Consider the following 26,956-nt stretch of genomic DNA (forward strand, 5'->3'; position numbering starts at 1 on the left):
GCAGAATGAAAATTCCACAAATTCAAATTCGGCTGCAGCACGCAAAAATACATATAGACGCAGATATCGGAAAACAGGAGCAGCGTCAGCCCAAAGCTGCTATGGAAATGGAACAGATTAAGCCTGAGCAGCATATTACCAATTCGAGAGGACAGCTTGATATTAATCAGGATCTCGCATGGGATGCGCTCGCGTTAGGGAGTAATTTGAAGACAATGAGTAAAATTTATTCCATGTCTTCTGAAATGGCGCTTCGCGGACTCGCACGAATCGTCGAGAATGGAAATCGTATGGCGGACATTCATTTAGGCGGCAATCCCATTGCAGAAATGGCTGGTGATTGGCAGCGTACGTACTCTGAATTTGATTTCCGCGGGGAAGCCTCTTATGATAATGTTGATATCACCTACGTACCAGGTGAGTTGTCAATCGAAACAACACCAGGCCGAATCAACATGAATGTGGAAGTAAATCGGCCTACCCATCATTATGAACGTGGAAAGCTTGATATCTATATGAGCCAATATCCAAAGGTGGAAATTCTGCCGCCTCAAATTGATGAGCTAATGTAATAGAGGGATTCTAGTCAGATAAGACTATAGACCATTTGTATAACCAATCTGGTATACGTGGTCTATAGTTTTATTTTTGAGAAAAGGGTTATATTATAAGGAGGTTTTATTTTGAGTACCGAATCGACCGTGTATCATTTCGAAAATGGCATACCTGGCTTCGAGCATTTACATCAGTTCGAGTTCTCTGAGATCGAAGGAGAGCTGCCGATGAAGCATATGAAATCCGTTGAGGATGAAGAGGTCTCACTTGTAATAGTCAGTCCATTCTTCATATATCCGGAATATGAGTGGGAATTATCTGAAGCTTCAAAGCAAGAGCTATTCATTCAGGAAGAATCGGATATAGAGATATGGTCAATTATTACGATTCATTCAGAACCTTTGCAAGCAACAATTAATTTGATGGCTCCGCTTGTTCTCAACAAAAATAAAAAAATTGGGAAGCAGCTTATCCTTCACGAGAACCATTTCAGCTCGCGCGCCCCGCTTATTCGAGCCTAAGGAGTGTATGCAGTGTTAGTTCTATCCCGAAAAGTTAACGAATCGATCATGATCGGTGGAAAAGTTGAGATTGTCGTAATCGGCGTTGAAGGCGATACAATCAAATTAGGTATTAAGGCGCCGAGGGAAGTGGATATACACCGGAAAGAAATTTACATGGCAATTCAAGAGGAAAACAGAGCAGCGGCGACCAAAACAATCGCAATTGATGAAGTATCAAAATTATTTAAGAAATAATCACATTGTTGAGAAAGCCTTTTAAGGCTTTCTTTTTTATTATTAATTTCGTTAACGAACGATAGAAGGATATGAGACTCTTTAGCATAAGCGAAAGTTTCGTTCTGCATAGTCCTTCTGCCGATTGAAAGCTTAATAACGACAAAAACCTTCTTCTCTTTCGGTTTCCTGCTTACTAGAGATACTGTTCTGAACTTATTTCGTAAAATAGCAAATAGCTGAGAGATAAATTCGTAGAAGGATTGTTTTCTTTATGGGTACGAAGCATACAATCACCATAGAAGGTTTCTAGGAAGCCTAATTATTTAAAAATAATTTTAAAAAGAACTATAAACAAATGGAATGAAATGCCGATATAAATAGTAGCACGGAAGATAGGGCGGCCGACCTACATCCGTAAGCTTCCGCAAGGATGCGGAAATTCGAAAATTCAGGGAGGAATTATCAATGCGTATTAATCATAATATTGCAGCACTTAACACTCACCGTCAGTTGTCTACTAACACAGCTAACCAAAGCAAGTCTATTGAGAAGCTTTCTTCAGGCCTTCGCATTAACCGTGCTGGCGATGACGCTGCCGGACTAGCAATCTCCGAAAAAATGCGTGGACAAATCCGCGGTTTGGAGCAAGCAACTCGTAACGCACAAGACGGCATCTCGTTGATCCAAACAGCTGAAGGTGCATTGAATGAAACACATTCAATCTTGCAACGTATGAATGAACTTGCAACTCAAGGCGCTAACGGAACTTTATCCGCTACAGATAGAACAGCGATTGGCGATGAAATCACACAATTGAACAGTGAGATCGACCGTATTTCAACTTCAACCAAATTCAATGGACAAACACTTTTGTCTGGTAACTTTGGGGTTCAGCTTGGAACATCGGGTCTTGCTGTAGGTAGTGCTGGCGTAACTTCCATTGATATCAGCGGTGCAAAAGGAAGTAACACGTACACAATTACAACTTCGGGTGCAGGCAGCTACACGTTGACTGACACAACTGGATCTACAGGTACTCAAACAGTAACTAACGTTGCAGATGGTGCAGCTGGAGTACTAAACTTTGATAAGTTTGGCATCAAAGTTGCTGTTAACGGTTCGCAAACGGCTGCTGGCGTTGCAGCTTCCGTAGCGGGTGGTGGTGCAGCTGGTACAGTAATTACTGGTGCTGCTGCTGCTGTTAAAATCCAAATTGGTTCTGAAGATCAAGGTGCTCAACAACTTGGTATTTCCATTTCCAAAGTTGATAGCTCTGCTACATCTTTGAACACTACTGGAGTTAACGTATCCACTTCAGTTCTAGCTGCTGCAGCTATGACTACGATCCAAAATGCTATTGATACTGTATCCGCTCAACGTTCAAAATTGGGTGCATACCAAAACCGTCTAGACCACACAATCAACAACATCAGCACAGCTGCTGAGAACCTGACTGCTGCTGAATCCCGTGTTCGCGATGTAGACATGGCGAAAGAAATGATGGAGCAAACAAAAAACTCCATCCTTGCTCAAGCTTCCCAAGCGATGCTGGCTCAAGCGAACCAACAGCCGCAAGGCGTTCTGCAATTGCTTCGTTAATCTTAAACAACCAAGGAGAGACCCTGGAATTTCTAGGGTCTCTTTTCTTTTTTTCTAATCAATTGGTTGTAAATAACCGATATATAAAGTAAAAGACATGTTGGAGGTTGATTTTTGATGAACATCAATACAACGTCTGCAGGCCCAGGAATGAGTGGAGCTGTCGATCGTGTTGCTTCAGGAAGCAAAGCTTTTGAACCAGTCGCGGATCCTGTTCCTGTATCGGTGCCTCATTCTCTACAATCCATATCTACTTTCACGAAGGTAGATGCACTTAAGAAGGCAGAGCTGCGTGGAGATAACTATACGGTCAGTGATGAACAAATCGTAAAAGCGATAGAGCGGGCTATTAAAGCAATGCAGGGTAAATCGACAAGTCTAGAATTTTCGATACACGAGAAAACGAAACTGATCGCCGTCAAAGTTCTCGATAGTGAATCAGGAGAGATCATCCGTGAAATCCCGCCTGAGAAATCATTAGATTTTGTTGCTAAACTATGGGAGATGGCCGGGATATTAATTGATGAAAAAGGGTAATTTCCAGTTCAGGAAGGGAGTGTGAATCATGCGTGTAAGTGGTCTTGCTTCAGGTATGGATACGGATGAGATTATTAAATCGCTTATGAAGGCGCAGCGAATTCCTATGGATAAGCTGGCGCAAAAGAAACAAATACTTGAATGGAAACGCGATGATTACCGCACCATGAATAACAAAATATTGGAGTTTCGCAACACAGCTTTTGACATGAAGCTTGAGGCCAGTTATTTAGCGAAGAAGGTATCATCATCGCAAGAGAGCATCGTTTCGGTAACAGGTTCTGCAGCGGCAAATGAAGGACAATATTCGCTCAACATAGAGAAGTTGGCGAAATCCGCTTCTTTAACCTCAGGGGATTTGACAGGCGCTTCTAGCAGTGCTAAGACGATTGGAAGTTTAGGCTTAGTCGCCGATACCCAGTTGAAAATCACAGGGGAAAAGGGTATGAAATCAATAGCTATAAAAACTACCGATACGATTGAACAGCTTGTTTTGGCTATTAATAATGAATCCGCGTCTACAGGAATAAAAGCCTCCTATGATGCAACAATGGATAGACTGTTTTTCAACTCCTCGAAAACGGGAGAGACTTCTAAAATTAATTTGGAATTAGTGAATGGTGAAAGTATAAACAATATTCTCGGTATAGAATCCAAGGATGGAGCTCAAAGTTTTGCATCTAAAAATGATTTAGTAAATGGCGCCCTGGTTGGTACGGCAATTTTCAAGGTTCAATACGATAATATTGATTATGACTTTAATGTTACGAATACCACGACCGTTGGAGATTTGGTCGATCAAATGAATAATGATTTGAATGGCAAAGGAATTAATGTCTACTTAAACAGCAGCGGGAAATTGTCTGTATATAACAGAGATACAAGCAAGACAGTCCTTTACTCGGATGATCAAGGCAATGCTGTAGTAAATGCCCTTGGCCTCGATGCAATGACAGTTAATAATTCCATTACGAGTGTGAAGGGTGAAAATGCTAAGGTTCTCTTTAATGGCATTGAAACGGAATACGAATCCAACACATTTTCAATTTTAGGTATGACTTTTAACGCGAAGCAAGCAAGTGGAACTACTGTTAATATTGGTGTGTCTCAGGATGTCGACACTGTCGTTGAGAAGATTAAATCATTTGTGGAAAAATATAATACCCTTATTGATGAAGTAAATAAAGAAGTAATAGAAAAACGAGATCGGGACTTTCAACCGCTTACTGAGACGGAACGCAAAGAACTGGACGAGGAAGAGATTAAGAAGTGGGAAGAGAATGCTAGAAACGGCATGCTTGCGAACGATGGTATATTAACTAGTGGACTCGTTTCATTTCGCCGTGCATTATCCGATTCTGTTAGCGGACTTGCATTGGGACAATTGAAAAGTCTTAGCGAAATTGGTATATCGAATATTAATATTAAAAGTTCTACGATTACGGGTTCTTACTCCGATCGAGGAAAGTTGTATATCGACGAGACAAAATTGAAACAGGCACTGACAGATAAACCGGATGAGGTAATGGCTTTGTTTACCAAAAACGGAGCAACCAGTGAAACTGACGGTATTGCGACCAGATTGTACGATAAAGCTTCTGCACTCGTCAATCAAATAACAGAAAAAGCAGGCTCGACAAAGTCAGTCGAAACCACTTATTTAATGGGTAAAGAAAATATTCGTTTAAAAAAGCAGTTGTCCAGCCTGGCTGAACGTTTAGATGATCTGGAAAAACGTTACTATAAGCAGTTCACAGCGATGGAAACCTATCTCAGCAAAATGAACTCACAGAGTGCATGGCTTTCCAAGCAATCTAGTTCCTAGGAGGCTTTAACATGCAATTACAGCAACGCAATAAATATTTAGAAACAACAATCCAAACGGCTTCACCCGCGCAACTGCTTGTTATGCTTTATGATGGTGCAATTCGCTACTGCCGTCAGGGTATTGAAGCAATAAAGGAAAAAAACTATCAAGATGCAAACTCGAGCTTTATAAAAGTTCAAGAAATCATCAATGAATTTATTATTACAATAGATCGCAGCTCCACTATTTCCAACAACTTGCTTAGCTTGTACGAATATTTCAATACCCGCATTATTGAGGCAAATGTGAAGAAAAAAATAGAACCAGCCGAGGAAATATTAGCTCATCTTATTGATCTAAAGGAAACATGGATTCAAGCTGCCAAACAAACCAATCAGTTAGCGGGACAATCTAGTGGAAGCACACTTAAAGCAACTCATTCTACTGTCGTCTGACCTTATTGCACAGATTCAAACTTGTGAGCTTGAGGATGTAGAAGCCTATATGCAGGAGAGGGATGCAATTTTTGCTGAGCTACAGCAGCTAACACCTTCACCTGAAGAAGCTGCTCTCATGCGTCCTCAAGTGTTGCATATTGCAGAGATGGATACCGTCATTACCGGCAGAATGACGGAGCTACGCAATCAAGCGTCTCAGGAGATCGAGAAAATTAATAAAGGCAAGCGCTCCAAGTCGATGTATGAATCAAACTCATATGGGGACGATAGTCTCTTTTTCGACACCAAGCGTTAAATGCGATAGGGATGAAAACGCTAACAATTATCATCAGTAAATAAGCGGAATCCCCCATCCAACCTCAAATGAATTCGCTTACAATAAATTGTTTGACAATTCCGTTAAGTGGGTGTTATAGTCAAATTGTGGGTTATACAAAGCGATGCCTCACAGTATTTGAAGATGAAGGGAATGTTTGCACATGCAAGGTAAAGTTAAATGGTTTAACGCGGAAAAAGGTTATGGATTTATCGAGACTGAGCAAGGCGGCGACGTATTTGTTCATTTCTCCGCTATCCAAACTGAAGGTTTCAAAACACTTGAAGAAGGCCAATCCGTCGAATTCGATATTGTAGAAGGCGCTCGCGGTCCACAGGCTGCAAACGTAGTCAAACTGTAATTATTCGGCTGATCCAGCCCAACTATAATTTGGATCACTAAACAAGCAAATTACACAAAGCTCCGGCTAGCCGGGGCTTTTTTTTGTTGTGACAAAACTATTAGTTCTATCGCACTAATTATCTGAAAATTCTAAATAAAACAAAAACTATTTTGATTCGATCGCTTACATATGTTATAATAAGACCACGTAAAGGAGGAGTTCCCCATGAAATACAACATTCGAGGTCAACACTTTCAAGTGACAGACGCATTGAGAGACTACGTCGAAAAGAAACTCAGCCGATTGGAAAAATATTTCGAAGCACCAATCACCTCCGATATTAATGTAACACTATCCGTCACCAAAGGAAAACATGCAGTTGAGGTAACTATTCCACTCACCGGCGTTTTGCTGAGAGCCGAGGAGAAAAGCGAGGACATGTACGCATCAATTGATGTTGTAGCAGACAAACTCGAACGACAAATACGTAAACATAAAACGAAAGTTAATCGCAAGTTCCGCCAAGGTAGCGGCTTACGCGCCTTATTCAGGGAAGAAGGCTCAGCAGTGGGCGTTCTGGAGGAAGAAGACGATCTGGAGCTTGTACGTACCAAGCGCTTCGATCTGAAGCCGATGGACGTTGAAGAAGCGATCTTGCAAATGAATATGGTCGGGCATAGCTTCTTCGTATTCTCGAATGTAGACAACAAAGAGGTAAGTGTTGTGTACAGACGAAGCGACGGAAAGTATGGCTTGATCGAGCAGGGCTAGCAGCAATTATACTTAGATCGAAGAGCCTTTTCTCCTTTTTGGAGAGAGGCTTTTTCTTTTCCAATCATCTTCGTTGCGGCGGTGTCGACAAACTGATACAATTTAATGCAAAGAGGCGTCATTACGAAAGGGGAATTCCATGCTCGGACTAGTGAAAAAGATATTTGGTGACCATAACGAGCGCGAGGTAAAACGGCTCCAACGGACGGTAGATGAAGTAAACGCAATAGAGTCGAAATTTACAGCTTTATCCGATGAAGCTCTGCGCGCGAAAACGGAGGAATTCAGAGCGAGAATTGAAAAGGGAGCAACGCTCGATGAAATTCTTCCTGAAGCTTTTGCAACCGTAAGGGAAGCATCCAAGCGTACGCTTGGCATGCGTCATTTTGACGTACAGCTTCTCGGCGGCATGGTGCTGCATGAAGGCAAGATTGCGGAGATGAGAACGGGTGAAGGCAAGACGCTCGTTGCGACGCTTCCGGTTTATTTGAATGCTTTGCTAGGCAAAGGCGTACATGTCATTACGGTCAATAACTACCTGGCACAGCGTGATAGCGAGCTGATGGGTCAGCTTTATGGCTTCCTAGGCATGACTGTTGGCTGTAACCTGCATGGCTTGTCGCATGATGAGAAGCAAGCGGCTTACGCTTGCGATATTACGTACGGTACAAATAATGAATTCGGCTTCGATTATTTGCGTGACAATATGGTGCTTTACAAGGAACAAATGGTGCAGCGCCCGCTTTATTTTGCAATCATTGATGAGGTGGATTCGATTCTGGTCGATGAAGCGCGGACGCCGCTTATTATTTCCGGACAAGCCGCGAAATCGACAGAGCTTTATTTTGCAGCAGATCGCTTTATCAGCCGCTTGAAGCCTGAAGAGGATTTCACGATTGATATTAAGCTGCGCAGCGTTATGCTGACGGAGTCAGGCGTAGAGAAGACGGAGAAGGCTTTCCATATCGAGAATCTATTCGACCATGCGAATGTGACGCTTAACCACCATATTCAACAAGCGCTGAAAGCTAACTTCATTATGAAGCGCGATGTGGATTATGTCGTTGAGGAAGATGAGGTTGTAATTGTCGATGAATTCACGGGTCGTCTTATGTCGGGACGCCGTTATAGCGACGGCTTGCACCAAGCAATTGAAGCGAAGGAGCAGCTTGAGGTTCAGAACGAGAGCATGACTCTTGCGACGATTACGTTCCAAAACTATTTCCGTATGTATCGCAAGCTTGCAGGTATGACGGGTACGGCGAAGACGGAGGAAGAAGAGTTCAAGCGTATTTACGGGCTTGATGTTATTCAAGTGCCGACAAACCGCTCGATGATTCGTAAGGATATTGCCGATGTTGTCTACAAATCCGAGCTCGGCAAATTCAAGGCAGTCGTTGAAGAAATCGTTGAACGCCATAGCAAAAACCAACCGGTGCTCGTCGGTACGATTTCCATCGAGAATTCCGAGAAGCTATCGGAAATGCTTAAACGCAGAGGCGTGACGCATAAGGTACTCAACGCGAAGTTTCATGCGGAGGAAGCGGAAATTATTTCACGCGCTGGACAAGCGGGCTCTGTGACGATTGCAACGAATATGGCTGGTCGTGGTACCGATATTTTGCTGGGCGATTCTGTTGCTGGACTTGGCGGCCTGCATATTATTGGCACGGAGCGTCATGAAAGCCGTCGTATCGATAATCAGCTGCGCGGACGTGCTGGACGTCAAGGCGATCCGGGCTCCTCACAGTTTTATTTGTCGCTAGAGGATGAGCTGATGCGTCGCTTCGGTTCTGAAAATATTATGGGCATGATGGATAAGCTAGGACTAGACGAGGATCAGCCGATCGAGAGTCGGATGATTTCAAGAGCGATTGAATCGGCTCAGAAGCGTGTTGAGGGCAACAACTTCGACATTCGGAAAGTCGTTTTGCAATATGATGACGTAATGAACCAGCAGCGTGAAGTCATTTATAAGCAGCGCCGCGATATTTTGGGCTCTGAGAATATTCGCCAGGAAGTTATGGATATGATCAAGCCGGTTATTGAGCGTATCGTTGAAGCGCATTGCTCGGAGGATATTCCGGAAGAGTGGGATCTTCAAGCAGTCGTTGATTACGCGCAAGCAAACTTCCTGCAAGAAGGCTCCTTGTCCAAAGAAGAAATTTGGGGCAAAGAGAAGGAAGAGATCATCGACTATATTTATAATGAGGTCGTTGCTTCTTACGATGAGCGCGAGGAAGAGCTTGGTGCGGATACGATGCGCGAGTTCGAGAAGGTTGTAGTGCTTCGTGCGGTAGACAGCAAGTGGATGGACCACATCGATGCGATGGATCAGCTTCGACAAGGTATCCATTTGCGCGCATACGGCGGTACAGACCCGCTTCGCGAATATCAATTTGAAGGCTTCGAGATGTTCAAGGAAATGATCGAGAGCATTCAAGAGGAAGTTGCAAAATATATTATGAAGGCGCGTGTGGAGAGCAACCTGGAGCGTCAAGAGGTAGCTCAAGGCCAAACGACCACAACAAGCGGCGGCGGAGAAGCGGTTGAGAAGCGTCCAGCTAAGCGCGAGGAGCGTGTTGGCCGCAACGATGCATGTCCTTGCGGCAGCGGCAAAAAGTATAAGCAATGCCACGGCAAGTAAGGAACGGCGTTAATCGACGCAGCATACGGTAAGGCATTGAAGTAATATTTTGAGGTGAAGCTGAAGCTATGATAGACATTACGGTTAAACAAGACCTGCGTGAAATGGCCAAGCGGCTCCAAGAGCTCAGGGGGTCTCTTTGACTTAGATCTTAAGCAGGAGATCATTGCGAATTTCGAAGAGAAGATGACGCTGCCTGATTTTTGGGATGACAATGAAAAAGCGCAAAGCGTCATTTCCGAGCTCAATGCGGTGAAGTCGGTCGTCGATCATTACGATGGACTGAACAACGAGCAGGAAGAGCTGCAGATGATGCTGGAGCTGGCGGAAGACGAGAGCGACGAGTCGCTTGCAGCGGATGTCGTGAGCGGCGTAGAGAAGCTGATGCGGAAAGTGAGCGATTTTGAGCTGCAACTGCTCCTAAATCAGCCTTACGATAAGCTGAACGCCATTCTCGAGCTGCATCCCGGCGCCGGCGGCACCGAGTCGCAGGACTGGGGCCTCATGCTGTACAGGATGTATACGCGCTGGGCAGAGAAGAGCGGCTTCAAGGTGGAGCTGCTGGATTACTTGCCTGGCGATGAGGCGGGCATTAAGAGCGTGACGATTTTGGTCAAAGGCTTTAATGCTTACGGCTATTTGAAAGCGGAGAAGGGCGTGCACCGGCTCGTTCGTATTTCACCGTTCGATTCGGCGGGCCGTCGCCATACGTCGTTTGCTTCCTGTGACGTTGTTCCGGAAATCGACGATAGCATCGAGATTGAGATTCGCTCTGAGGATTTGAAAGTGGATACGTACCGGGCTAGCGGAGCGGGTGGTCAGCACGTCAACAAGACGGAATCAGCTATCCGTATTACGCATATTCCATCAGGGATTGTAGTCGCCTGCCAGCAGGAGCGTTCGCAAATCCAGAACCGGGAGAAGGCAATGAAGATGCTTCGTTCAAAGCTGTATGAGCGGAAGATCGAGGAGCAGATCAAGCATTTGGCGGAAATTCGCGGCGAGCAATCCGAGATTGCTTGGGGCAGCCAGATTCGCTCCTACGTATTCCATCCTTACAGCATGGTGAAGGATCACCGTACATCGGTGGAGACCGGAAATGTCGGCGCGGTTATGGATGGCGATATCGACGCTTTTATCGACGGGTATTTGCGTCACCAGATTCGTCATGATTAATAAATAGAAATAGGGAAGAGTTCCAACACGGCTAAAGTGTGGAGCTCTTCTTTTTGCGAAAAATCAGCTTGCAAGGAGATTGAAGGCATGAGTGAAGGCGCGGTCAGTGAGGGCACGGTGAAACGGAGAAGAGGAGGACGAGCCTTAAATCCACGGGCACAGTCGGTCTGGAGCATTGTCCAGCTTCTGATCGGCTCTGTTATTGTGGCGATAAGCTTCAATATGTTCATGGTGCCAAATGGAATTGCTTCAGGCGGAATATCCGGTGTGTCTATTCTCGTACAAAGAATGACAGGCATTACGCCGGCGCTAACGCAATGGGCAATCAATATTCCGTTGTTTATCGCTGGCTTATGGCTGCTCGGTAAAAAGTTTGCGGTAAAAACAGCGCTGGGCTCGGTCATACTGCCGCTGTTTGTACTTTTAACGGACGGTTGGCCCTCGCCAACTGATAATCCGCTTCTGGCGGCTATTTACGGCGGTATTGGAGTCGGGCTTGGCCTCGGCCTTGTGTTCCGAGGAGGAGCGTCTACCGGGGGGCTTGATTTGGCAGCTCAAATTTTGCATCGCTATACCGGACTTCCGCTAAGCATTGCTATTGTCTGCTTTGACGGATGTGTCATCGCGGCAGCGGGTATCATTATTTCCCCCGAGGTAGCGCTGTACGCGCTGATTGGGTTGTTTGCAACGAGCAAGACGATTGATTTTGTGCAAAGCGGTCTTCAGCTATCTAAAGTGGCCTTTATTATAAGCGATCAATCTGAGGCTGTCGCTGAATCGATATTAAATGATTTGGATCGGGGCTTGACACGGCTCGATGGCCACGGCGGCTATACGGGAGCAGGGCGTACGGTGCTTATGGTCGTCGTTGGGCAGAATGAGGTGTCGAAGCTGAAGCAGCTCGTACGGGCGATTGATCCCGGCGCTTTTGTTATCATTAGCAATACAGCAGAGGTGCTGGGGCAGGGGTTTAAGCTGGAGAGCTGATGGATGATGCTCCATCACCGCATAAGAGTCTATGAACAGCTGATGCAGCAAGTTCATAACTCTTATTTTTTTACATAAAGCGCGTTAAGTTGTACAGCATTCCGCCTCTTGGAGTTGGGCATTTTTGTTCATATAATCGCTTTAATTGTTCGTTGTATTATTATGAATTCGAATGTATAATAATACGAAACAATGTGCGTATTTCCATCAACTGCCGAATGTTGTACAATTATTAGTTGAGGAAGAAGACAACCTTTCCGCATGCGGAAAGAACAATAGATAAAGCTGCAGCATGCATGTCCGAGCAAGGCGAAAACCGTGCGCAGCATCTAGTTTCGGGGAGAGATTAATATGAGCACAAAGGTGAAAATAGCGATTATCGGTTCAACCGGCTACGGCGGTGTAGAGCTCATTCGACTGCTTGCATCCCATCCGCTGGCAGAGGTGACATCGGTCATCTCGTCATCCAGCGCAGGTACGCCGATTACAGAAGGTTATCCGCATTTGACGGGCATTCGCGAGGAGCTGCTCGATGATGTCGATCCAGCTGCGATTAAAGCGAAGGCAGATGTTGTATTTCTTGCTACCCCTGCTGGAGTGGCTGCAAAGCTGGTTCCGTCCTTGCTTGAGGCGGGCTTGAAAATCATCGATTTGTCCGGAGATTTCCGTTTGAAATCGCCAGCGCTTTACGAGCAGTGGTATAAGAAGCCGGCTGCGGATGAGACCTATTTGAAGCAAGCGGTGTTTGGACTGGCGGAAATATATGGGGATCAGGTGCTGGATGCTCCACTTGTTTCGAATCCAGGCTGCTACCCGACTGCGACGCTGCTTGGACTTGTTCCGGCGGTAAAAGAGGGCTGGATCGATCCGGCGACCATTATTATCGATGCGAAATCGGGCGTCTCCGGTGCAGGACGCGGCGCATCGCTGGGCACTCATTATTCTGAGCTTAATGAAAACTTGAGAGCTTATAAGCTGAATCAGCATCAGCATATTCCAGAAATCGAAATGGTGCTGTCTGCTGCGGTAGGCAAGCCTGTCGTGACGACGTTTACGACTCATCTTGTACCGATGACGCGGGGCATTATGTCGACCATGTACGCGACCGTTCAAGGCGAGCGGAGCACAAACGATTTCATCGATCTATATCGCTCCTATTATGAAGGCCGCAAGTTTGTACGTATTCGCTCGGAAGGACAATGGCCGTCTACGAAGGAAGTATGGGGCTCCAACTACTGCGATATCGGCTTTGCGGTTGATGAGCGCACGGGCCGTGTAACGATTGTATCGGTTATCGACAATCTGGTTAAAGGCGCGGCGGGGCAAGCGATTCAAAACTTGAACCTTATGATGGGCTGGGATGAGACGTTTGGTCTGCAATTCGTTCCCGTTTACCCGTAAATAACGAAATATATCTTTTGAAATGATTATTCATACTCATACAGGTGAAGGAGATACGATTTTACGATGGGACAGGATCATACAGCAGCCTTGTTCTCGGTCGTCGCGGACGGCTCGATAACAACGCCCCAAGGCTTTAAAGCAGGTGGATTGCACTGCGGTCTCAAAAAAACGACACGTCACGATCTAGGCGCAATCGTATGTGAAGTTCCAGCAGTTGCAGCAGGTGTGTATACGACTAATGTATTTCAGGCTGCGCCTCTGCAAGTAACGCGCGAGAGCATCGGATCGGACGGCTTGCTGCGCGCAGTGCTGGTAAACAGCGGCAACGCGAATGCCTGTACAGGCAAGCAAGGCGAAGCAGACGCATATGAAATGAGCGCTAGATTTGCGGAGTCGATCGGCGTAGCTGCGAATCAAGTAGCGGTTGCATCAACTGGCGTTATCGGCGAGCTGCTCAAAATGGACAAAGTACGTACGGGCATCGACGGCCTTCCGGCTAAGCTTGCCGGCAATCGCGCAGGCGCGGACGACTTCTGCCAAGCGATCCTGACGACGGATTTGGTGCAAAAGATGGTATGCGTTGAGCTTGCGCTGGATGGCAAAACCGTGTATGTGGCAGGTGCGGCAAAGGGTTCCGGCATGATTCATCCGAATATGGCCACGATGCTCGGATTCGTTACGACGGATGCGGCAATCGGCAGCGAGGCGCTTCAGCAATTGCTGCGCCAATCGACGGATTTGACGTTCAATATGATTACGGTTGACGGCGATACGAGTACGAATGACATGCTTGTAGCGATGGCGAGCGGCCTTGCTGGCAATACCGAGCTGACAGAAGCGCATGAGGGCTGGGCAGCATTCGCGGCAGCGATACGTCATGTATGCGAGGTGCTGGCGAAGGCAATTGCCCGTGATGGCGAAGGCGCGACGAAGCTTGTTGAGGTACAGGTGAACGGAGCGGTAAGCGACGATTCAGCACAAGCGATTGCGAAGACGGTTATCGGATCGTCGCTCGTGAAATCGGCCGTGTTCGGAGCGGATGCGAACTGGGGCCGCATTATTGCGGCGGTGGGCCGTGCAGGCCAGCCGGTTAACCCTGAAACGGTTGATATCCGTCTAGGCGATATTTTGACATTGGAGCAATCTCGTCCAGTCGTGTTCGACGAAGAGGTTGCCTTGGAATATTTGAAGGGCGATACGGTAGTGATTCGTGTTGATCTACATAATGGCGAAGGAACAGCGACGGCATGGGGCTGTGATCTAACCTATGATTATGTCCGCATCAATGCGGCGTATCGGACGTAAGGAAAGTACACGCTTGGAGGGTATGGTACAGTGACGGAGCAACGATTTGTAATGAAATGCGGAGGCAGCACGCTGGCGGCGCTTCCGAGCCGTTTTTTTGAAGAGCTGCGCGAGCTGCAGCAAGCGGGCGTCCTCCCGGTTATCGTGCATGGCGGCGGTCCTGCCATATCGGATACGCTCGGCAAGCTTGGCATCGAGACAGGTTTCGTAAATGGCCTGCGCGTAACGAGTGAAGCGGTGCTTGATGTTGTTGAGATGGTGCTTGCGGGCCGGATCAATAAAGAAATCGTTCGTAAAATTCAGATCAACGGCGCGAAGGCGCTTGGTCTATCCGGTGTAGACGGCATGCTCATACAGGCTCAGCCTGTTGCGAACGCGGCGGAGATCGGCTTTGTAGGCGATGTCATCGATGTGAATGCAAAGGTTATCGAAGGCGTGATGGGCATGGGCTACATTCCAGTCATTGCTCCAATCGGGATTGATGGTGCAGGCCAGCGCTACAACATAAATGCGGATACGGCAGCAGGCGCGGTTGCGTCACACCTTGGCGTAGAGCAAATGATCGTCGTCACGGACGTGCCGGGCATTTTGAAAACGGTGGATGGACAGAAGCAGGTGCTTCCGGTCGTAACCGTAGCCGAGATCGAAGAGATGATAGCAAGCGGTGAAATTTACGGCGGCATGATTCCAAAAGTGCGTGCAGCTATTCAGTGTATTCAAGGCCGCGTGCGCGAGGTTGTTATCGTAAGCGGCGAGGAGCCAGGCGTGCTGACGAGAGCTGTCCGAGAAGGCGGAGTAGGCACGCGTATTGTTCAGACGAATGAAGGGCGGGTGTAAGGAAAGATGAGCGAGACAAATACAGCAGCAGCTGTTGACCAGTCGTTGTTTCCAACCTATGCAAGATATCCGATGGCTTTGGTAAAGGGCGAAGGCAGCTGGCTATGGGATGACAAAGGAAATAAATACCTTGATTTTATGAGCGGCATTGCCGTTACGAATCTCGGTCATGCACCAAAACAGATCAAAGCAGCGCTAATCAAGCAGTTGGATGAGCTGTGGCATGTATCGAACCTGTTCCATATTCCAAACCAGGCGGAAGCAGGCAAGCTCATCACGGATAATAGCTGCGCGGATGCTGTGTTCTTCTGCAACTCAGGCGCCGAGGCGAACGAAGCGGCTATTAAGCTGGCACGCCGTTATAATCAGAAGGTGCTGAACAACGGCCGTTTTGAAATTGTTACATTCGAGCAATCATTCCATGGACGCACGCTTGCGACGCTTACGGCGACGGGCCAAGCGAAGGTGAAGGAAGGTTTTGCGCCGCTGCCTGAAGGGTTCAAAACGATACCATTAAACGATCTCGCTGCGCTTGAGGCGGCGGTTTCGGACCAGACTGCAGCAATTATGCTGGAGATGGTGCAGGCGGAAGGCGGCATTCATCCGGTTGACCCTGCCTACATGAAAGAGCTTGTCGCATTATGCGGGAAGCAAGGCATCCTGCTTATTGTGGATGAGATTCAAACGGGCATGGGCCGTACGGGCAAGCTGTTCGCTTATGAGCATTACGGCATTGAGCCGGATATTTTCACGATGGCAAAAGGTCTCGGCAGCGGGTTCCCGGTCGGGGCGATGGCGGCGAAGGAAAAGCTGCGCGAAGGCTTCACGGCAGGCAGCCATGGCTCGACGTTCGGCGGAACGCCGATTGCGACAGCAGTCGTCAAAGCGACGCTTGAGACGATCGTAGGGGAAGGTTTGTCTGAGCGCGCGGCGCAAAAGGGCGAGTATTTGATGGCGCAGCTTCGCGAGAAGCTGGCTGGCAATGCTTTTGTCCATGAGGTGCGCGGTCTTGGCCTGCTCGTAGGTATTGTATGCGCGGAGCCGATTGCGGATATTTTGAACCAGGCGCAGGAGCGCGGATTGATTGCGATCTCGGCAGGTCCGAACGTTATTCGCCTATTGCCTAATTTACTCGTCACGGATGAAGAAATCGATACGGCTGTAGCCATCTTAGCAGATTTGCTGGAAGCGAAGCGGCCTATCGTTTAACAACATAAGAAAAGCAAATTGCTTAACCTGAAGGAGGGCTTCACCATGCAAGGAACTGTAAATGAGGAATTGGCGCAAAGCTTGAAGGGGCGCGACTTTCTAATGCTGGTTGATTTCAAGCCGGAGGAAATCCGCTACTTGATCGACCTCGCAATTGATCTTAAACAAAAGCAAAAAGCAGGCGAAACGCACCATGTGCTAAAAGGAAAGACGCTTGGCATGATTTTCGAAAAATCCTCTACACGCACGCGTGTTTCGTTTGAAGTTGGGATGTATCAGCTTGGCGGGCAAGGACTTTTCCTCAGCGGAAACGACCTGCAAATTGGCCGCGGCGAGACGATCTGGGATACAGCTCAGACGCTGTCCCGCTATCTGGACGGTATTATGATTCGCACATTCGCTCACCGCAAAGTGGTTGAACTGGCTCGCGGAGCTACGATTCCGGTCATCAACGGATTGACGGATTTGTCGCATCCTTGCCAAGCGCTAGCGGATTATCAAACGATTCTTGAGCACAAGGGCCGCTTGGAAGGGTTGAAAATTGCCTATATCGGCGACGGCAACAATATGACGCATTCCCTGCTTATGGGCGCGGCTAAGCTTGGTCTGCATATGTCCGTGGCAACGCCTGAGGGCTACGAGCCGGATGCGGATATTATCAAGCAAACGAAGGATCATGCTGCTGAGACAGGCTCGCAAATTCATATTTGCCGCGATCCGAAGGAAGCGATTGCCGATGCCGATATCATATACACGGACGTGTGGGCGAGCATGGGGCAGGAAGCGGAGCAGAAGGATCGCGAGGTTGCTTTTGCCGCTTACCAGGTAAACGAGGCTTTGGTGAGCTACGCGAAGAAGGATCATCTCTTCATGCACTGCTTGCCGGCGCATCGCGGCGAAGAAGTGAGCGAGGGAGTTATCGACGGCGGCCAATCGATTATTTTCGACCAGGCTGAAAACCGTCTTCATGCGCAAAAAGCGATTATGGCAGCTATTATGTCCTAGCTTGATCGCTCCAACAATATGAATTCATTCGAAGGGGAGTAAACACTACTATGGCAAAAGAAAAAATCGTACTCGCCTACTCCGGCGGCTTGGATACTTCGGTTATTCTCAAATGGTTGAAAGAAACATATGACGCAGAAATTATCGCTTTCACAGCGGATATCGGACAAAAGGATGAGCTGGACGGCTTGGAAGAAAAAGCACTGGCGACAGGCGCTTCCAAAGTGTACATCGACGATCTTCGCGATGAGTTCGCTAAAGACTTTATCTATCCGATGTTCCAAGCAGGAACGCTTTATGAAGGCCAATACCTGCTCGGCACTTCGATCGCACGTCCGCTTATCGCGAAACGTATGGTTGATATCGCTCGTGCGGAAGGGGCGGCTTATATTGCGCATGGCGCAACAGGCAAAGGAAACGACCAAGTTCGCTTCGAGCTGACTGCTGCTGCTCTGGCTCCTGAGATCGGCGTTATCGCGCCTTGGCGCCTTGAAGCTTTCCGTGAGGAATTCCCGGGCCGCGCAGAAATGATCGCTTACGCGGAGAAGCACAACATCCCGGTAACCGCTTCTGCAGCTAAGCCATATTCGACTGACCGCAACCTGCTGCATATCAGCTTTGAGAGCGGCATGCTGGAGGATCCTTGGTTCGATCCAAGCTCCGAAGAGAACGAGAGCATGTATGTGCTGAGCGTATCTCCTGAGAATGCACCGGATAAAGCAGAATATGTGGAGCTGACTTTTGCAGAAGGAAACTGTACGGCTATTAACGGCAAAGAGCTTAGCCCGCTAGAAGTGATGGATACGCTAAACGAGCTTGGCGGCAAGCACGGCATCGGACGCGTAGATATGGTAGAGAACCGCTTCGTCGGCATGAAGAGCCGCGGCGTGTACGAAACTCCGGGCGGAACGATCCTGTTCACCGCTCACCGCAAAATGGAATCTTTGACTATGGACCGCGAGGTTATGCACCTTCGTGATTCGTTGATTGCCAAATACAGCCAGCTCGTATACAACGGCTTCTGGTTCGCGCCGGAGCGTCTTGCGCTGCAGGCACTCGTTACGGAATCGCAAAAGAACGTGAGCGGCGTCGTTCGCTTGAAGCTGTACAAAGGAAATGTTATCGGAGCAGGCGTGCAAAGCCCTGTCAGCTTGTACAATCCAGACATTGCAACGATGGAAGCTGATCCATCCAAAGCGTACGATCAAGGCGATGCGACAGGCTTCATTCGTCTGAACGCTTTGCGTCTGAAAGTGTCCTCTGCTGTCAGCAATAAATAAGGTTTACAAGGGAGTGTAACGAACCAGTGAGTAAATTATGGGGCGGTCGTTTTACGAAAAAAACGGACCAATTGGTAGAGGAATATACGGCTTCGATCATGTTCGACAAGGAGCTTGCTGAAGAGGATATCCAAGGCAGCCTGGCGCATGTCACGATGCTCGGCAAGCAAGGCATTCTTCCGGCGGACGACGTGGAGAAAATTAAAGACGGCCTGCACCGCGTCCTTCAGCGCATCAAGCGCGACGATATCGAATTCTCGATCGGCGACGAGGATATTCATATGAATATCGAGAAGACGCTGATCGACGATGTTGGATCGGTAGGCGGCAAGCTGCATACCGGCCGCAGCCGGAACGACCAAGTTGCGACGGACATGCATTTGTGGCTTCGCAAGCGCGTTGTTGAGTTCGTGGATATGCTGTACAAGCTGCAATCCGCGCTAATCGAGCAGGCTAAAGCGAATATCGATACGATTGTGCCGGGCTATACGCATATGCAGCGCGCGCAGCCGATCCTGTTCGCGCATCATTTGATGGCGTATGTGTCGATGTTCGGGCGTGATATCGAGCGTCTGCAGGACAGCTACAAGCGCATTAACGTGCTTCCGCTTGGAGCGGGCGCTCTGGCGGGAACGACGTTCCCGATCGACCGTCATTTTGTAGCAAGCCAATTGAAATTTGACCGCGTCTACGAGAATAGTCTGGATGCTGTAAGCGACCGTGACTTCATCGTTGAGTTTCTGGCTGACGCATCGATAATCATGATGCATCTGTCGCGCCTTAGCGAGGAGCTTATTCTATGGTCGAGCACGGAATTCCATTTCGTTGAGCTGGACGATGCGTTCTGTACGGGCAGCAGCATTATGCCTCAAAAGAAAAACCCGGATGTGCCGGAGCTTGTACGCGGCAAAACCGGACGGGTATACGGCGATCTTGTCGGCTTGCTGACCGTTCTCAAATCGCTGCCGCTTGCTTATAACAAGGACATGCAGGAAGACAAAGAAGGCATGTTCGACACGGTGAAGACGCTGCAAGGCGCGCTTCAATTGTTCGCTCCGATGATCGCAACGATGAAGGTGAACAAAGACCGTATGCGTCAAGCGGTTAACCAGGATTTCTCGAACGCAACGGATATTGCGGATTTCCTAGTCGGCAAAGGCTTGCCTTTCCGCCAAGCGCATGAGGTTATCGGCAAAACGGTATTGTATTGCATCGAGCAAAACAAATACCTGCTGGATCTGACGCTTGAGGAGTTCAAGCAGTTCTCGACGCTGTTCGACGATCGCATCTATGCGGTGCTTCAGCCAGAGCAGGTCGTTAATGCGCGTAACGTCTACGGCGGTACGGCAAAAACGCAGGTGCAGGACGCTATAGGCCGCGCCGAACTAGCGCTTGAGCAAACAGCTGCTTGGGTAACCGAGTATCTAGAGCGCAGCAGATAAGTAAAGCTAGCCTATTATGGGCTTTATAAAAGCAGCTCAGCGATGCCTTTGGGGAGGCAGTCAGCTGAGCTGCTTTTTTGTTTGGCGGAGTTGGGTTCTAGCAGCTGTGTCTAACTGAGATGGAATTCTACTGCAGTTTGTGCAACAGAAACCTCACATGATCGGAGTATGGGGAAGCTGCGTTGTAGTAATGCAGCAGATTAGCTCGGAAACTCTGCAAAATGAGCTAACTAGGATGATTCTGATGCATAAACTGCAGCGTAGACGAAGGTTGGGCGAGAATAAGCTGTTTCTGTTGTAGAAACTGCAGCGTAGGTCCCCTTAAACCCCATCCTCCAGCAGCGGCTCAGTTGTGTCTGGCGCAGGAGTTGGCGTTGCCGACGGGCCGCCTGCGCCCTTCATCGGACCAACCTCGATTACTGTAGGCTGCGCCTTGTACGTATCGCGCGATATGCGGTCACGCTTCACTTCTTTTCCGTCACGCACAAGCGTACGGAACGTATCTACCACGAAGCCTTCCTTCCCTTTCTCCACCGTAACCTTCTGGCCAGGAGATAAACGGGCGTTGCTTTTCTCCTGCACAGATGGAGCAATCGTCTTGAGCGTTACGGACTCGATGTCGTAGCGTTCATTCGCCTTCATCGTACCGAATAGCTTGACAGTGAGCTTGCGATCCTCGACGACGGTGCGAATGATGAGATGCTTGCCTGTCGTATTTTTAAAACGGAAGTTAATAGCGCCTCCCGCATAAGTAGCATCCTGGCCTATAGGCAAATAAGCGACGGGCAGAGAATGATTGCGCCGTTCCACGATTTCTAATCCTGCTCGCAATATAGCGTTATAAAGGGTGCTCGATACTTGGCAAATCCCGCCTCCGATGCCTGGCACGAGCTTTCCGTTCAAAATAACCGGTGCTTCGCGATAGTCGTACAGCTCTTCGGCCCTTGCGATAAGCTTGCCGTAGTCGAATACTTCGCCCGGCGCAAGCTCCCAGTCATTCAAAGCCTCGGCGGTTACCGTTACATTATAGGCGCGGCCCTCGGCACTCGTTTTGAAATCGGTGGAAAACGCTGCAATTTTACGTTCGATCCCCTCGTCCTTCAGCTTCTCCAGCGTTAGCTCGGGATGAATGGCCGCAATCGGAAGCTCTGCTTCGAAAGCAGGTTCGACAGCTGCGCCAATCTGATCTTTTTTCAGCACGATAAAGTCATCAACCTCATCGAGTAGTTTTCCAATTTCCAAACGATAGGCGTCGATATGGGGCTCATATACAACCTCGTCTTCATTTGTAATGGTGCGGGTTGCATTTTTGGTTTCGCTTTTCTCTATCCAGCTCCACTGCTTGCGAACGGCGGCGTCAAATACATCGCGGTTCCAGCCCTGCGTCAGCTCGTATTTTTTGGCGAAATGATACCGATAAACGGCACGATCCCATATATCACCGTCGCCCAGCTTTAATAAAGCATCGCGAGCGCCCGTGAATTCAGCCTTGTAGCCAAGCTCGGCAACGGTCCATTGCTTGCTGTCGCCATTTGCAGCCGTGGCATGAATTGCAATCGTCCGCTGAAGCAGAGACTTCTCATAGTTCTCAAGCAGCTTCAGAGCATCGTCCACTGGCATTCCACCGATCGGGATGCCGCCAGCATCCACCTCGCCTGGAACGGTCTTTTGCAGCGCGTAATTCATGACAAAGCCCCAGCCTACTGCTGCAACGAGAAGCAATGAAGCAATAACGATGATACCAACATGTATACGTTTTACGATACGAATCACTCCTTCCTGCGTGTTTAAACAAGGGCAGTCTTACATGTATATGCTGCATATGCTGTAATTTTGTCTATTGCGCGGGATGAGCTCGATTCGACAATTGGGTTTTTATGAGATTTGTGAAAAATGAGGAAAGCCATCCCCTTATGAAGGAATTCAGCACAAACTGTCGAAATAGTACTACTGACTATTAACAGGATGTGATAATGTGATTGAGATGCAAGACATATGGAAAACGTACATCGACGGAACGCATGCGTTAAGAGGCGTCTCTGTTCGTATAGATCGCAATGAATTTGTTTATCTAGTAGGACCATCGGGTGCAGGTAAATCGACATTCATGAAATTAATTTATCGCGAGGAAGTACCGACCAAAGGACAGATCTCAGTTAACGGATTTAACATAGGCAAGCTGAAGCCGCGCAAAATTCCATTTGTAAGACGTAATATAGGCGTTATTTTTCAGGACTTTAGACTATTACCCAAATTAACGGTATATGAAAATGTCGCATTCGCCATGGAAGTTATTGAAGCACCGACTCGCGTGATCAAGAAGCGAACGATGGAGGTGCTCGATCTCGTCGGTCTGAAGCATAAGCACGCAAGCCTGCCGGCCCAGCTATCGGGCGGCGAGCAGCAGCGGGTATCGATCGCACGGGCGATCGTGAATAACCCTTCGGTTATCGTAGCGGACGAGCCTACGGGCAATCTCGACCCGGAAACGTCACAGGGCATTATGAATCTCCTTGAAGAAATTAATTTCCGCGGCGCAACAATCGTAATGGCTACTCATAACAAAGATATCGTCAACTCCATGCGCAAGCGCGTCATTGCTATCGAAGACGGCAATATCGTACGCGACGAGGCTAGAGGGGAGTACGGTTATGAAGCTTAGAACCATACTCCGTCATCTCCGGGAAGGCGCCAAAAACATCATTCGAAATGGCTGGATGTCATTTGCTTCAATGAGCTCCATTTTTATTTCCTTGTTCATCCTTGGCATATTTTTATTGCTTGCCTTGAACGTGAACAGTATGGCTTCGCAGATCGAGAGTCAGGTGCAAATTCGCGTATTCCTGCAGCTTAATGTCGATAAAGCGAAGATTACGGAGCTGCAAAATAAAATCGGCAATCTTACCGAGGTAAGCAAAGTAACGTTTGTGTCCAAAGCAGAAGGTCTTGAGCTGCTTCGCAAAAACCTAGGCGACGAAAACAAGGATTTGCTTGACGGTTATGAGAAGGAAAAAAATCCACTGCCGGATTCCTTTACGGTAGAGGTTTACGATCCGCAGTCGATCGAGGCGGCAGCCAAGCAAATCGATGCGATCAATAAAGCAGACGAGCTTATCCCGATTGCCAAAGTCAAATACGGACAAGGCACGGTAGAAACGCTGTTCAAAATTACAAATGCGGTCCGTTACATAGGCATCGTCGTTGTTGTCGGTTTGTCAGTAACAGCTATGTTCCTCATTTCCAATACGATCAAAATGACGATTATTGCAAGACGTCGGGAAATCGGCATTATGAAGCTGGTCGGCGCAACTAATTCCTTCATTCGCTGGCCGTTTTTTATCGAAGGCGCCTTAATTGGCATCATCAGCTCGGTCATTACTACGGTAGCCGTCTTGGTTGGCTATTCACAGCTCGTAAAGTTTACGGAAATGGAACTGTCACTCATGATGATAAAGCTCGTCACGATAGAGGAGTCTGGCCTGCTGACCGCCACGCTGCTCATAGGGCTCGGCACATTGCTCGGCATTTGGGGCAGCACGATTTCGATACGAAAGTATTTGAAAGTGTAGGTGGAATTGAACGTGAAGAAGAGAAAATGGTTACTATTCACAGTTACGATGATGCTCACTGTATTTGTGTTGCAGCCAACAGGAGGAGAAGCTGCTTCACTTAGCGATATCAAGAAACAGATTTCAGCAGCGAAAGCGGAAATGAGAGCAGCGGAGAGACGTGCAGCCCAAGCGGAGCAAGAGGCGGCTAGCGCACAACGACAGGCATCTAATGCCAAGAGCGAGAAGGTTGATATCGAGGGCAAGAAAACGGAAGCGGAAGCGTCAATCGCTAACTTAATGGCTGAAATCGATAATGTCGTCATCAACAAAACGAAAATGCAAGCGCAGAGCGATGCGAAGGAAGAGGAGCTGCTCCAGACGGGCCTTGAGCTGGATCAGGCAGAGGAGCGTGTGATAACGCGCGATGAGCTTCTGCAGTCCCGCATGCGTCTTATGTATACGAACGGATTTGTTTCCTATATGGACGTACTGCTCAGCGCGACGAGCTTTACTGATTTTATCGACCGCTTTGATGCGCTCCAATCGATTCTGTCGCAGGATCGCGATATTTTGGCAGAACAGAGGGAAGAGAAGGAGCTTGTCGCTCTCAAAAAAGTACAGGTAGAGAAGCAGTTTGCCGAAGTGAAAGCGATTTATGAGAAGCTGAAGCTATACGAAGCTCATCTTGTGAAGAAGGAACAAGAGAAGGAAGTCATGATTGCAAGCTATAAGAGCAATATTAAACAGCTTGACAACAAACTTCAGGAAATCGACAGCGAGCTCGAGGAGCTTGAGGGAATCAGCAAGGAGCAGGAGGATCTGCTTATGGCGCTTGCTGCCAAGGTTTCCAAGCTGAATGCGGAGAAGAATAGAATTGCGAACCCGTATTCGGGGGGCAAGCTCGGCATGCCGATCAGGGACAGCTACCGGATAAGCTCCAACTTCGGCACGCGTGTCCATCCGATTTCTGGGAAGAGACATACCCATACGGGAATTGATTTTGCCGCGCCGCAAGGCACTGATATTTATGCGGCTGAGGACGGTGTCGTTCTCGTTGCACAATCGTGGAGCAGCTATGGCAACTGCGTCATTATTGATCACGGCAATGGATTATGGACGCTATACGGACATATTCGGAATGGTGGAATCAAGGTCGACAAAGGCGATAAGGTCAAGAAAGGCGAAAAAATCGCCGAGGTCGGCAGCACAGGAAACTCGACAGGACCGCATTTGCATTTTGAAGTGCGTAAAAACGAAACGCCAGTTAACCCAAGCAGCTATTTAAAATAAGATAAGCAATCCTTCACTCATACCAGGACATCCAAAGGCAGCCCATGTGGCTGCCTTGTTTGAACTATAATATCCTGCAAATTGGCAGAAGATCATCTTTACCCTAAAATACAAATAATTGTAAGTGAAATGTCATATACTAGAATGGTCTTGAATTTAAGACCGTGTAAGATGAGAAGGTGGTGTAGACAGGTGCATTTCAAAGGACGCACGGTGTTCGCGTTCGTTATGCTGACGATGATTGCATCCGTACTCGTTACGCTGACGATCGCGGACCAAATGATTAAGCCGGACGAGCCGTCAAAGCCTGCACTCACATCCTCGGCAGCCGATGAGGGTGAGCGTTTTAGGCTGAAAGAGGATGAGCTGACGAAGATCAATGCGGTACTGGAATTAATTGAAACAAAATATTATCAAAAGGTCGATCGCCTCGAGCTGCTCGATGGCGCGGTAAGCGGAATGATGTCTTCGCTGGATGATCCTTACTCCGTCTATATGGAGAAGGACGTAGCGCAGCATTTTTCGGAATCGATTGAAGGCTCGTTCACGGGCATAGGCGCAGAGGTAACGCTTGAGAATGGACGTATCGTCGTCGTATCTCCGATTAAGGGCTCGCCGGCTGAGCGCTCGGGCCTGCTCGCTAAAGACGTGCTGCTATCCGTAAACGGAGCGAAGCTGGACGGGCTGAATTTGCAGGATGCGGTAGCTAAAATCCGCGGTCCCAAAGGGACGAAAGCCAAAATTCAGGTGCAGCGTGCCGGCTTCTCTGAGCCGATTCAGCTTGTGCTCATCCGCGATGATATTGATGTGGAAACGGTATACGGCAGCCTGCGTCCTGACGGGACAGGCGTCATAGAAATCAGACAATTCTCTTTGCATACGGCTGAGCGCTTTAAGGAAGAGCTCGCTAAGCTTGAGGAGCAAGGGATGAAGGGGCTTGTGCTGGATGTGCGCAACAACCCGGGCGGCGTGCTGCCAGTTGTCGTTGAGATTGCGCAAACCTTTTTGGTCAAAGGCGAGACGGTTGTACAGGTAGAAGACCGGAACGGAAACCGGGAGAAGACGCTGTCAAAAGGTCAAAGCAAAAGCTACCCGATTGCGGTGCTCATGAACAACGGCAGCGCAAGCGCGTCAGAAATATTGGCGGGCGCTTTGCAGGAGAGCGCGGGAGCGAAGCTCGTTGGCGAAACCTCCTTCGGCAAGGGTACCGTTCAAGTGAGCTACAACAAGGCATTAGGTGACGGCAGCTTGGTGAAAATGACGATTGCCAAATGGCTGACGCCGAAGGGCAATTGGATTCACGAAAACGGCATTAAGCCGGATATCGCCGTACTGCCGCCAGATCTCTACACGGTAGCCAGATTAACGCTGCCTGAGACGCTGAAGCAGGATATGCTTGGCGAGCAGGTGCGAAGCGTACAAATTATGCTGCATGGGCTTGGTTATGAGCCAAAACGCGAGGATGGCTATTTCGGAACGGAGACAACAATAGCCGTTAAGAAATTCCAAACGGAGCATAGCTTGCCGGCTACGGGACAGGTCGACAAGCAGACCGGGGAAGCTCTTGAGAAAGCGGTCGTTAAATGGATTCAAGATGAGAAAAACGATACGCAGCTTCATGAAGCAATTAAGGCGGTAGGCAGGAAATAATGCGAGCATGTCGAATGAATAAGAGGTTGACTCTGTTTAACGGAGTC

General features: G+C 48.3%; 25 protein-coding genes. 24 read left to right on the forward strand and 1 reads right to left on the reverse strand.

Going from position 1 to position 26,956, the window contains the following annotated elements; genetic code table 11:
* Positions 1 to 5: 5 nt before the first annotated feature.
* From AC2TDN_RS12335 to argH, 20 genes are all read left to right on the forward strand, one after another.
* Positions 6 to 572, forward strand: a complete 567-nt coding sequence (locus AC2TDN_RS12335) for a DUF6470 family protein (RefSeq protein ID WP_482068222.1) — start codon at positions 6 to 8, stop codon at positions 570 to 572.
* A 111-nt stretch (positions 573 to 683) separates the two neighbouring features.
* Positions 684 to 1,076 carry a flagellar assembly protein FliW gene (gene fliW, locus AC2TDN_RS12340; protein WP_484688189.1) on the forward strand — a complete coding sequence of 131 codons (393 nt, stop codon included), beginning with the start codon at positions 684 to 686 and terminating at the stop codon, positions 1,074 to 1,076.
* 12 nt (positions 1,077 to 1,088) lie between these two features.
* Positions 1,089 to 1,313, forward strand: a complete 225-nt coding sequence (csrA, locus tag AC2TDN_RS12345) for a carbon storage regulator CsrA (protein ID WP_482068224.1) — start codon at positions 1,089 to 1,091, stop codon at positions 1,311 to 1,313.
* Between the two features lie 447 nt (positions 1,314 to 1,760).
* Complete coding sequence (locus AC2TDN_RS12350; protein ID WP_482068225.1) at positions 1,761 to 2,894, forward strand: flagellin N-terminal helical domain-containing protein; 1,134 nt, start codon at positions 1,761 to 1,763, stop codon at positions 2,892 to 2,894.
* A gap of 117 nt (positions 2,895 to 3,011) precedes the next feature.
* Positions 3,012 to 3,431 (forward strand): flagellar protein FlaG, encoded by a 420-nt coding sequence (locus AC2TDN_RS12355; RefSeq protein ID WP_482068226.1) that lies wholly within the window; start codon positions 3,012 to 3,014, stop codon positions 3,429 to 3,431.
* A 28-nt stretch (positions 3,432 to 3,459) separates the two neighbouring features.
* Positions 3,460 to 5,256, forward strand: coding sequence for a flagellar filament capping protein FliD (gene fliD / locus AC2TDN_RS12360; RefSeq protein ID WP_484688190.1), 1,797 nt, complete (start codon positions 3,460 to 3,462; stop codon positions 5,254 to 5,256).
* 11 nt (positions 5,257 to 5,267) lie between these two features.
* On the forward strand, positions 5,268 to 5,693 hold the full coding sequence (fliS, locus tag AC2TDN_RS12365; RefSeq protein WP_482068228.1) for a flagellar export chaperone FliS: 426 nt from the start codon (positions 5,268 to 5,270) through the stop codon (positions 5,691 to 5,693).
* On the forward strand, positions 5,653 to 5,991 hold the full coding sequence (fliT, locus tag AC2TDN_RS12370; RefSeq protein WP_482068229.1) for a flagellar protein FliT: 339 nt from the start codon (positions 5,653 to 5,655) through the stop codon (positions 5,989 to 5,991). Before fliS ends, fliT begins: the two co-directional genes overlap by 41 nt.
* A gap of 184 nt (positions 5,992 to 6,175) precedes the next feature.
* Positions 6,176 to 6,373: a cold-shock protein gene (locus AC2TDN_RS12375; protein WP_028608231.1), complete on the forward strand. Its 198-nt coding sequence runs from the start codon at positions 6,176 to 6,178 to the stop codon at positions 6,371 to 6,373.
* 207 nt (positions 6,374 to 6,580) lie between these two features.
* Positions 6,581 to 7,126 carry a ribosome hibernation-promoting factor, HPF/YfiA family gene (hpf, locus tag AC2TDN_RS12380; RefSeq protein ID WP_482068230.1) on the forward strand — a complete coding sequence of 182 codons (546 nt, stop codon included), beginning with the start codon at positions 6,581 to 6,583 and terminating at the stop codon, positions 7,124 to 7,126.
* A gap of 139 nt (positions 7,127 to 7,265) precedes the next feature.
* Entirely contained in the window at positions 7,266 to 9,773 is a 2,508-nt protein-coding gene (gene secA / locus AC2TDN_RS12385) for a preprotein translocase subunit SecA (RefSeq protein ID WP_484688191.1), read from the forward strand.
* A 68-nt stretch (positions 9,774 to 9,841) separates the two neighbouring features.
* Positions 9,842 to 10,949, forward strand: a protein-coding gene (gene prfB, locus AC2TDN_RS12390) for a peptide chain release factor 2 (RefSeq protein ID WP_482068232.1) whose coding sequence is annotated in 2 segments (ribosomal slippage) — positions 9,842 to 9,913 and positions 9,915 to 10,949 — 1,107 coding nt in all. Because the reading frame shifts where the segments join, the coding sequence is not laid out codon by codon here.
* 87 nt (positions 10,950 to 11,036) lie between these two features.
* Entirely contained in the window at positions 11,037 to 11,936 is a 900-nt protein-coding gene (locus AC2TDN_RS12395) for a YitT family protein (protein ID WP_482068233.1), read from the forward strand.
* Positions 11,937 to 12,287: 351 nt separating this feature from the next.
* Positions 12,288 to 13,337 (forward strand): N-acetyl-gamma-glutamyl-phosphate reductase, encoded by a 1,050-nt coding sequence (gene argC, locus AC2TDN_RS12400; protein WP_484688192.1) that lies wholly within the window; start codon positions 12,288 to 12,290, stop codon positions 13,335 to 13,337.
* A gap of 66 nt (positions 13,338 to 13,403) precedes the next feature.
* Positions 13,404 to 14,645, forward strand: a complete 1,242-nt coding sequence (gene argJ, locus AC2TDN_RS12405; RefSeq protein WP_482068235.1) for a bifunctional ornithine acetyltransferase/N-acetylglutamate synthase — start codon at positions 13,404 to 13,406, stop codon at positions 14,643 to 14,645.
* 51 nt (positions 14,646 to 14,696) lie between these two features.
* Complete coding sequence (argB, locus tag AC2TDN_RS12410) at positions 14,697 to 15,482, forward strand: acetylglutamate kinase (protein WP_482068256.1); 786 nt, start codon at positions 14,697 to 14,699, stop codon at positions 15,480 to 15,482.
* 6 nt (positions 15,483 to 15,488) lie between these two features.
* Positions 15,489 to 16,691, forward strand: coding sequence for an acetylornithine transaminase (gene argD, locus AC2TDN_RS12415; RefSeq protein WP_484688193.1), 1,203 nt, complete (start codon positions 15,489 to 15,491; stop codon positions 16,689 to 16,691).
* A gap of 45 nt (positions 16,692 to 16,736) precedes the next feature.
* Positions 16,737 to 17,696, forward strand: a complete 960-nt coding sequence (gene argF, locus AC2TDN_RS12420) for an ornithine carbamoyltransferase (protein ID WP_484688194.1) — start codon at positions 16,737 to 16,739, stop codon at positions 17,694 to 17,696.
* Between the two features lie 50 nt (positions 17,697 to 17,746).
* Positions 17,747 to 18,976 (forward strand): argininosuccinate synthase, encoded by a 1,230-nt coding sequence (locus tag AC2TDN_RS12425; protein ID WP_482068238.1) that lies wholly within the window; start codon positions 17,747 to 17,749, stop codon positions 18,974 to 18,976.
* A 26-nt stretch (positions 18,977 to 19,002) separates the two neighbouring features.
* The gene (gene argH, locus AC2TDN_RS12430; RefSeq protein ID WP_484688195.1) at positions 19,003 to 20,418 is read left to right on the forward strand and encodes an argininosuccinate lyase; all 1,416 of its coding nucleotides are present in this window, start codon (positions 19,003 to 19,005) and stop codon (positions 20,416 to 20,418) included.
* Positions 20,419 to 20,739: 321 nt separating this feature from the next.
* Here the strand turns inward: argH and AC2TDN_RS12435 are convergent, their stop codons facing one another.
* Positions 20,740 to 22,191, reverse strand: coding sequence for a VanW family protein (locus tag AC2TDN_RS12435; RefSeq protein ID WP_484688196.1), 1,452 nt, complete (start codon positions 22,189 to 22,191; stop codon positions 20,740 to 20,742).
* A gap of 202 nt (positions 22,192 to 22,393) precedes the next feature.
* Here AC2TDN_RS12435 and ftsE point away from each other — a divergent pair, with 202 nt between their 5' ends.
* The 4 genes from ftsE (at position 22,394) to AC2TDN_RS12455 (ending at position 26,909) form a co-directional block, all read left to right on the forward strand.
* On the forward strand, positions 22,394 to 23,080 hold the full coding sequence (ftsE, locus tag AC2TDN_RS12440) for a cell division ATP-binding protein FtsE (RefSeq protein WP_169084641.1): 687 nt from the start codon (positions 22,394 to 22,396) through the stop codon (positions 23,078 to 23,080).
* A complete protein-coding gene (gene ftsX, locus AC2TDN_RS12445) occupies positions 23,070 to 23,987 on the forward strand; it encodes a permease-like cell division protein FtsX (protein ID WP_482068240.1) in 918 nt (305 codons plus the stop codon). Before ftsE ends, ftsX begins: the two co-directional genes overlap by 11 nt.
* Positions 23,988 to 23,999: 12 nt before the next feature.
* Positions 24,000 to 25,259: a murein hydrolase activator EnvC family protein gene (locus AC2TDN_RS12450; protein WP_482068241.1), complete on the forward strand. Its 1,260-nt coding sequence runs from the start codon at positions 24,000 to 24,002 to the stop codon at positions 25,257 to 25,259.
* A 192-nt stretch (positions 25,260 to 25,451) separates the two neighbouring features.
* Positions 25,452 to 26,909 (forward strand): S41 family peptidase, encoded by a 1,458-nt coding sequence (locus tag AC2TDN_RS12455; RefSeq protein ID WP_484688197.1) that lies wholly within the window; start codon positions 25,452 to 25,454, stop codon positions 26,907 to 26,909.
* Positions 26,910 to 26,956: the final 47 nt, after the last annotated feature.

This window comes from Paenibacillus sp. Y660, assembly GCF_057221575.1.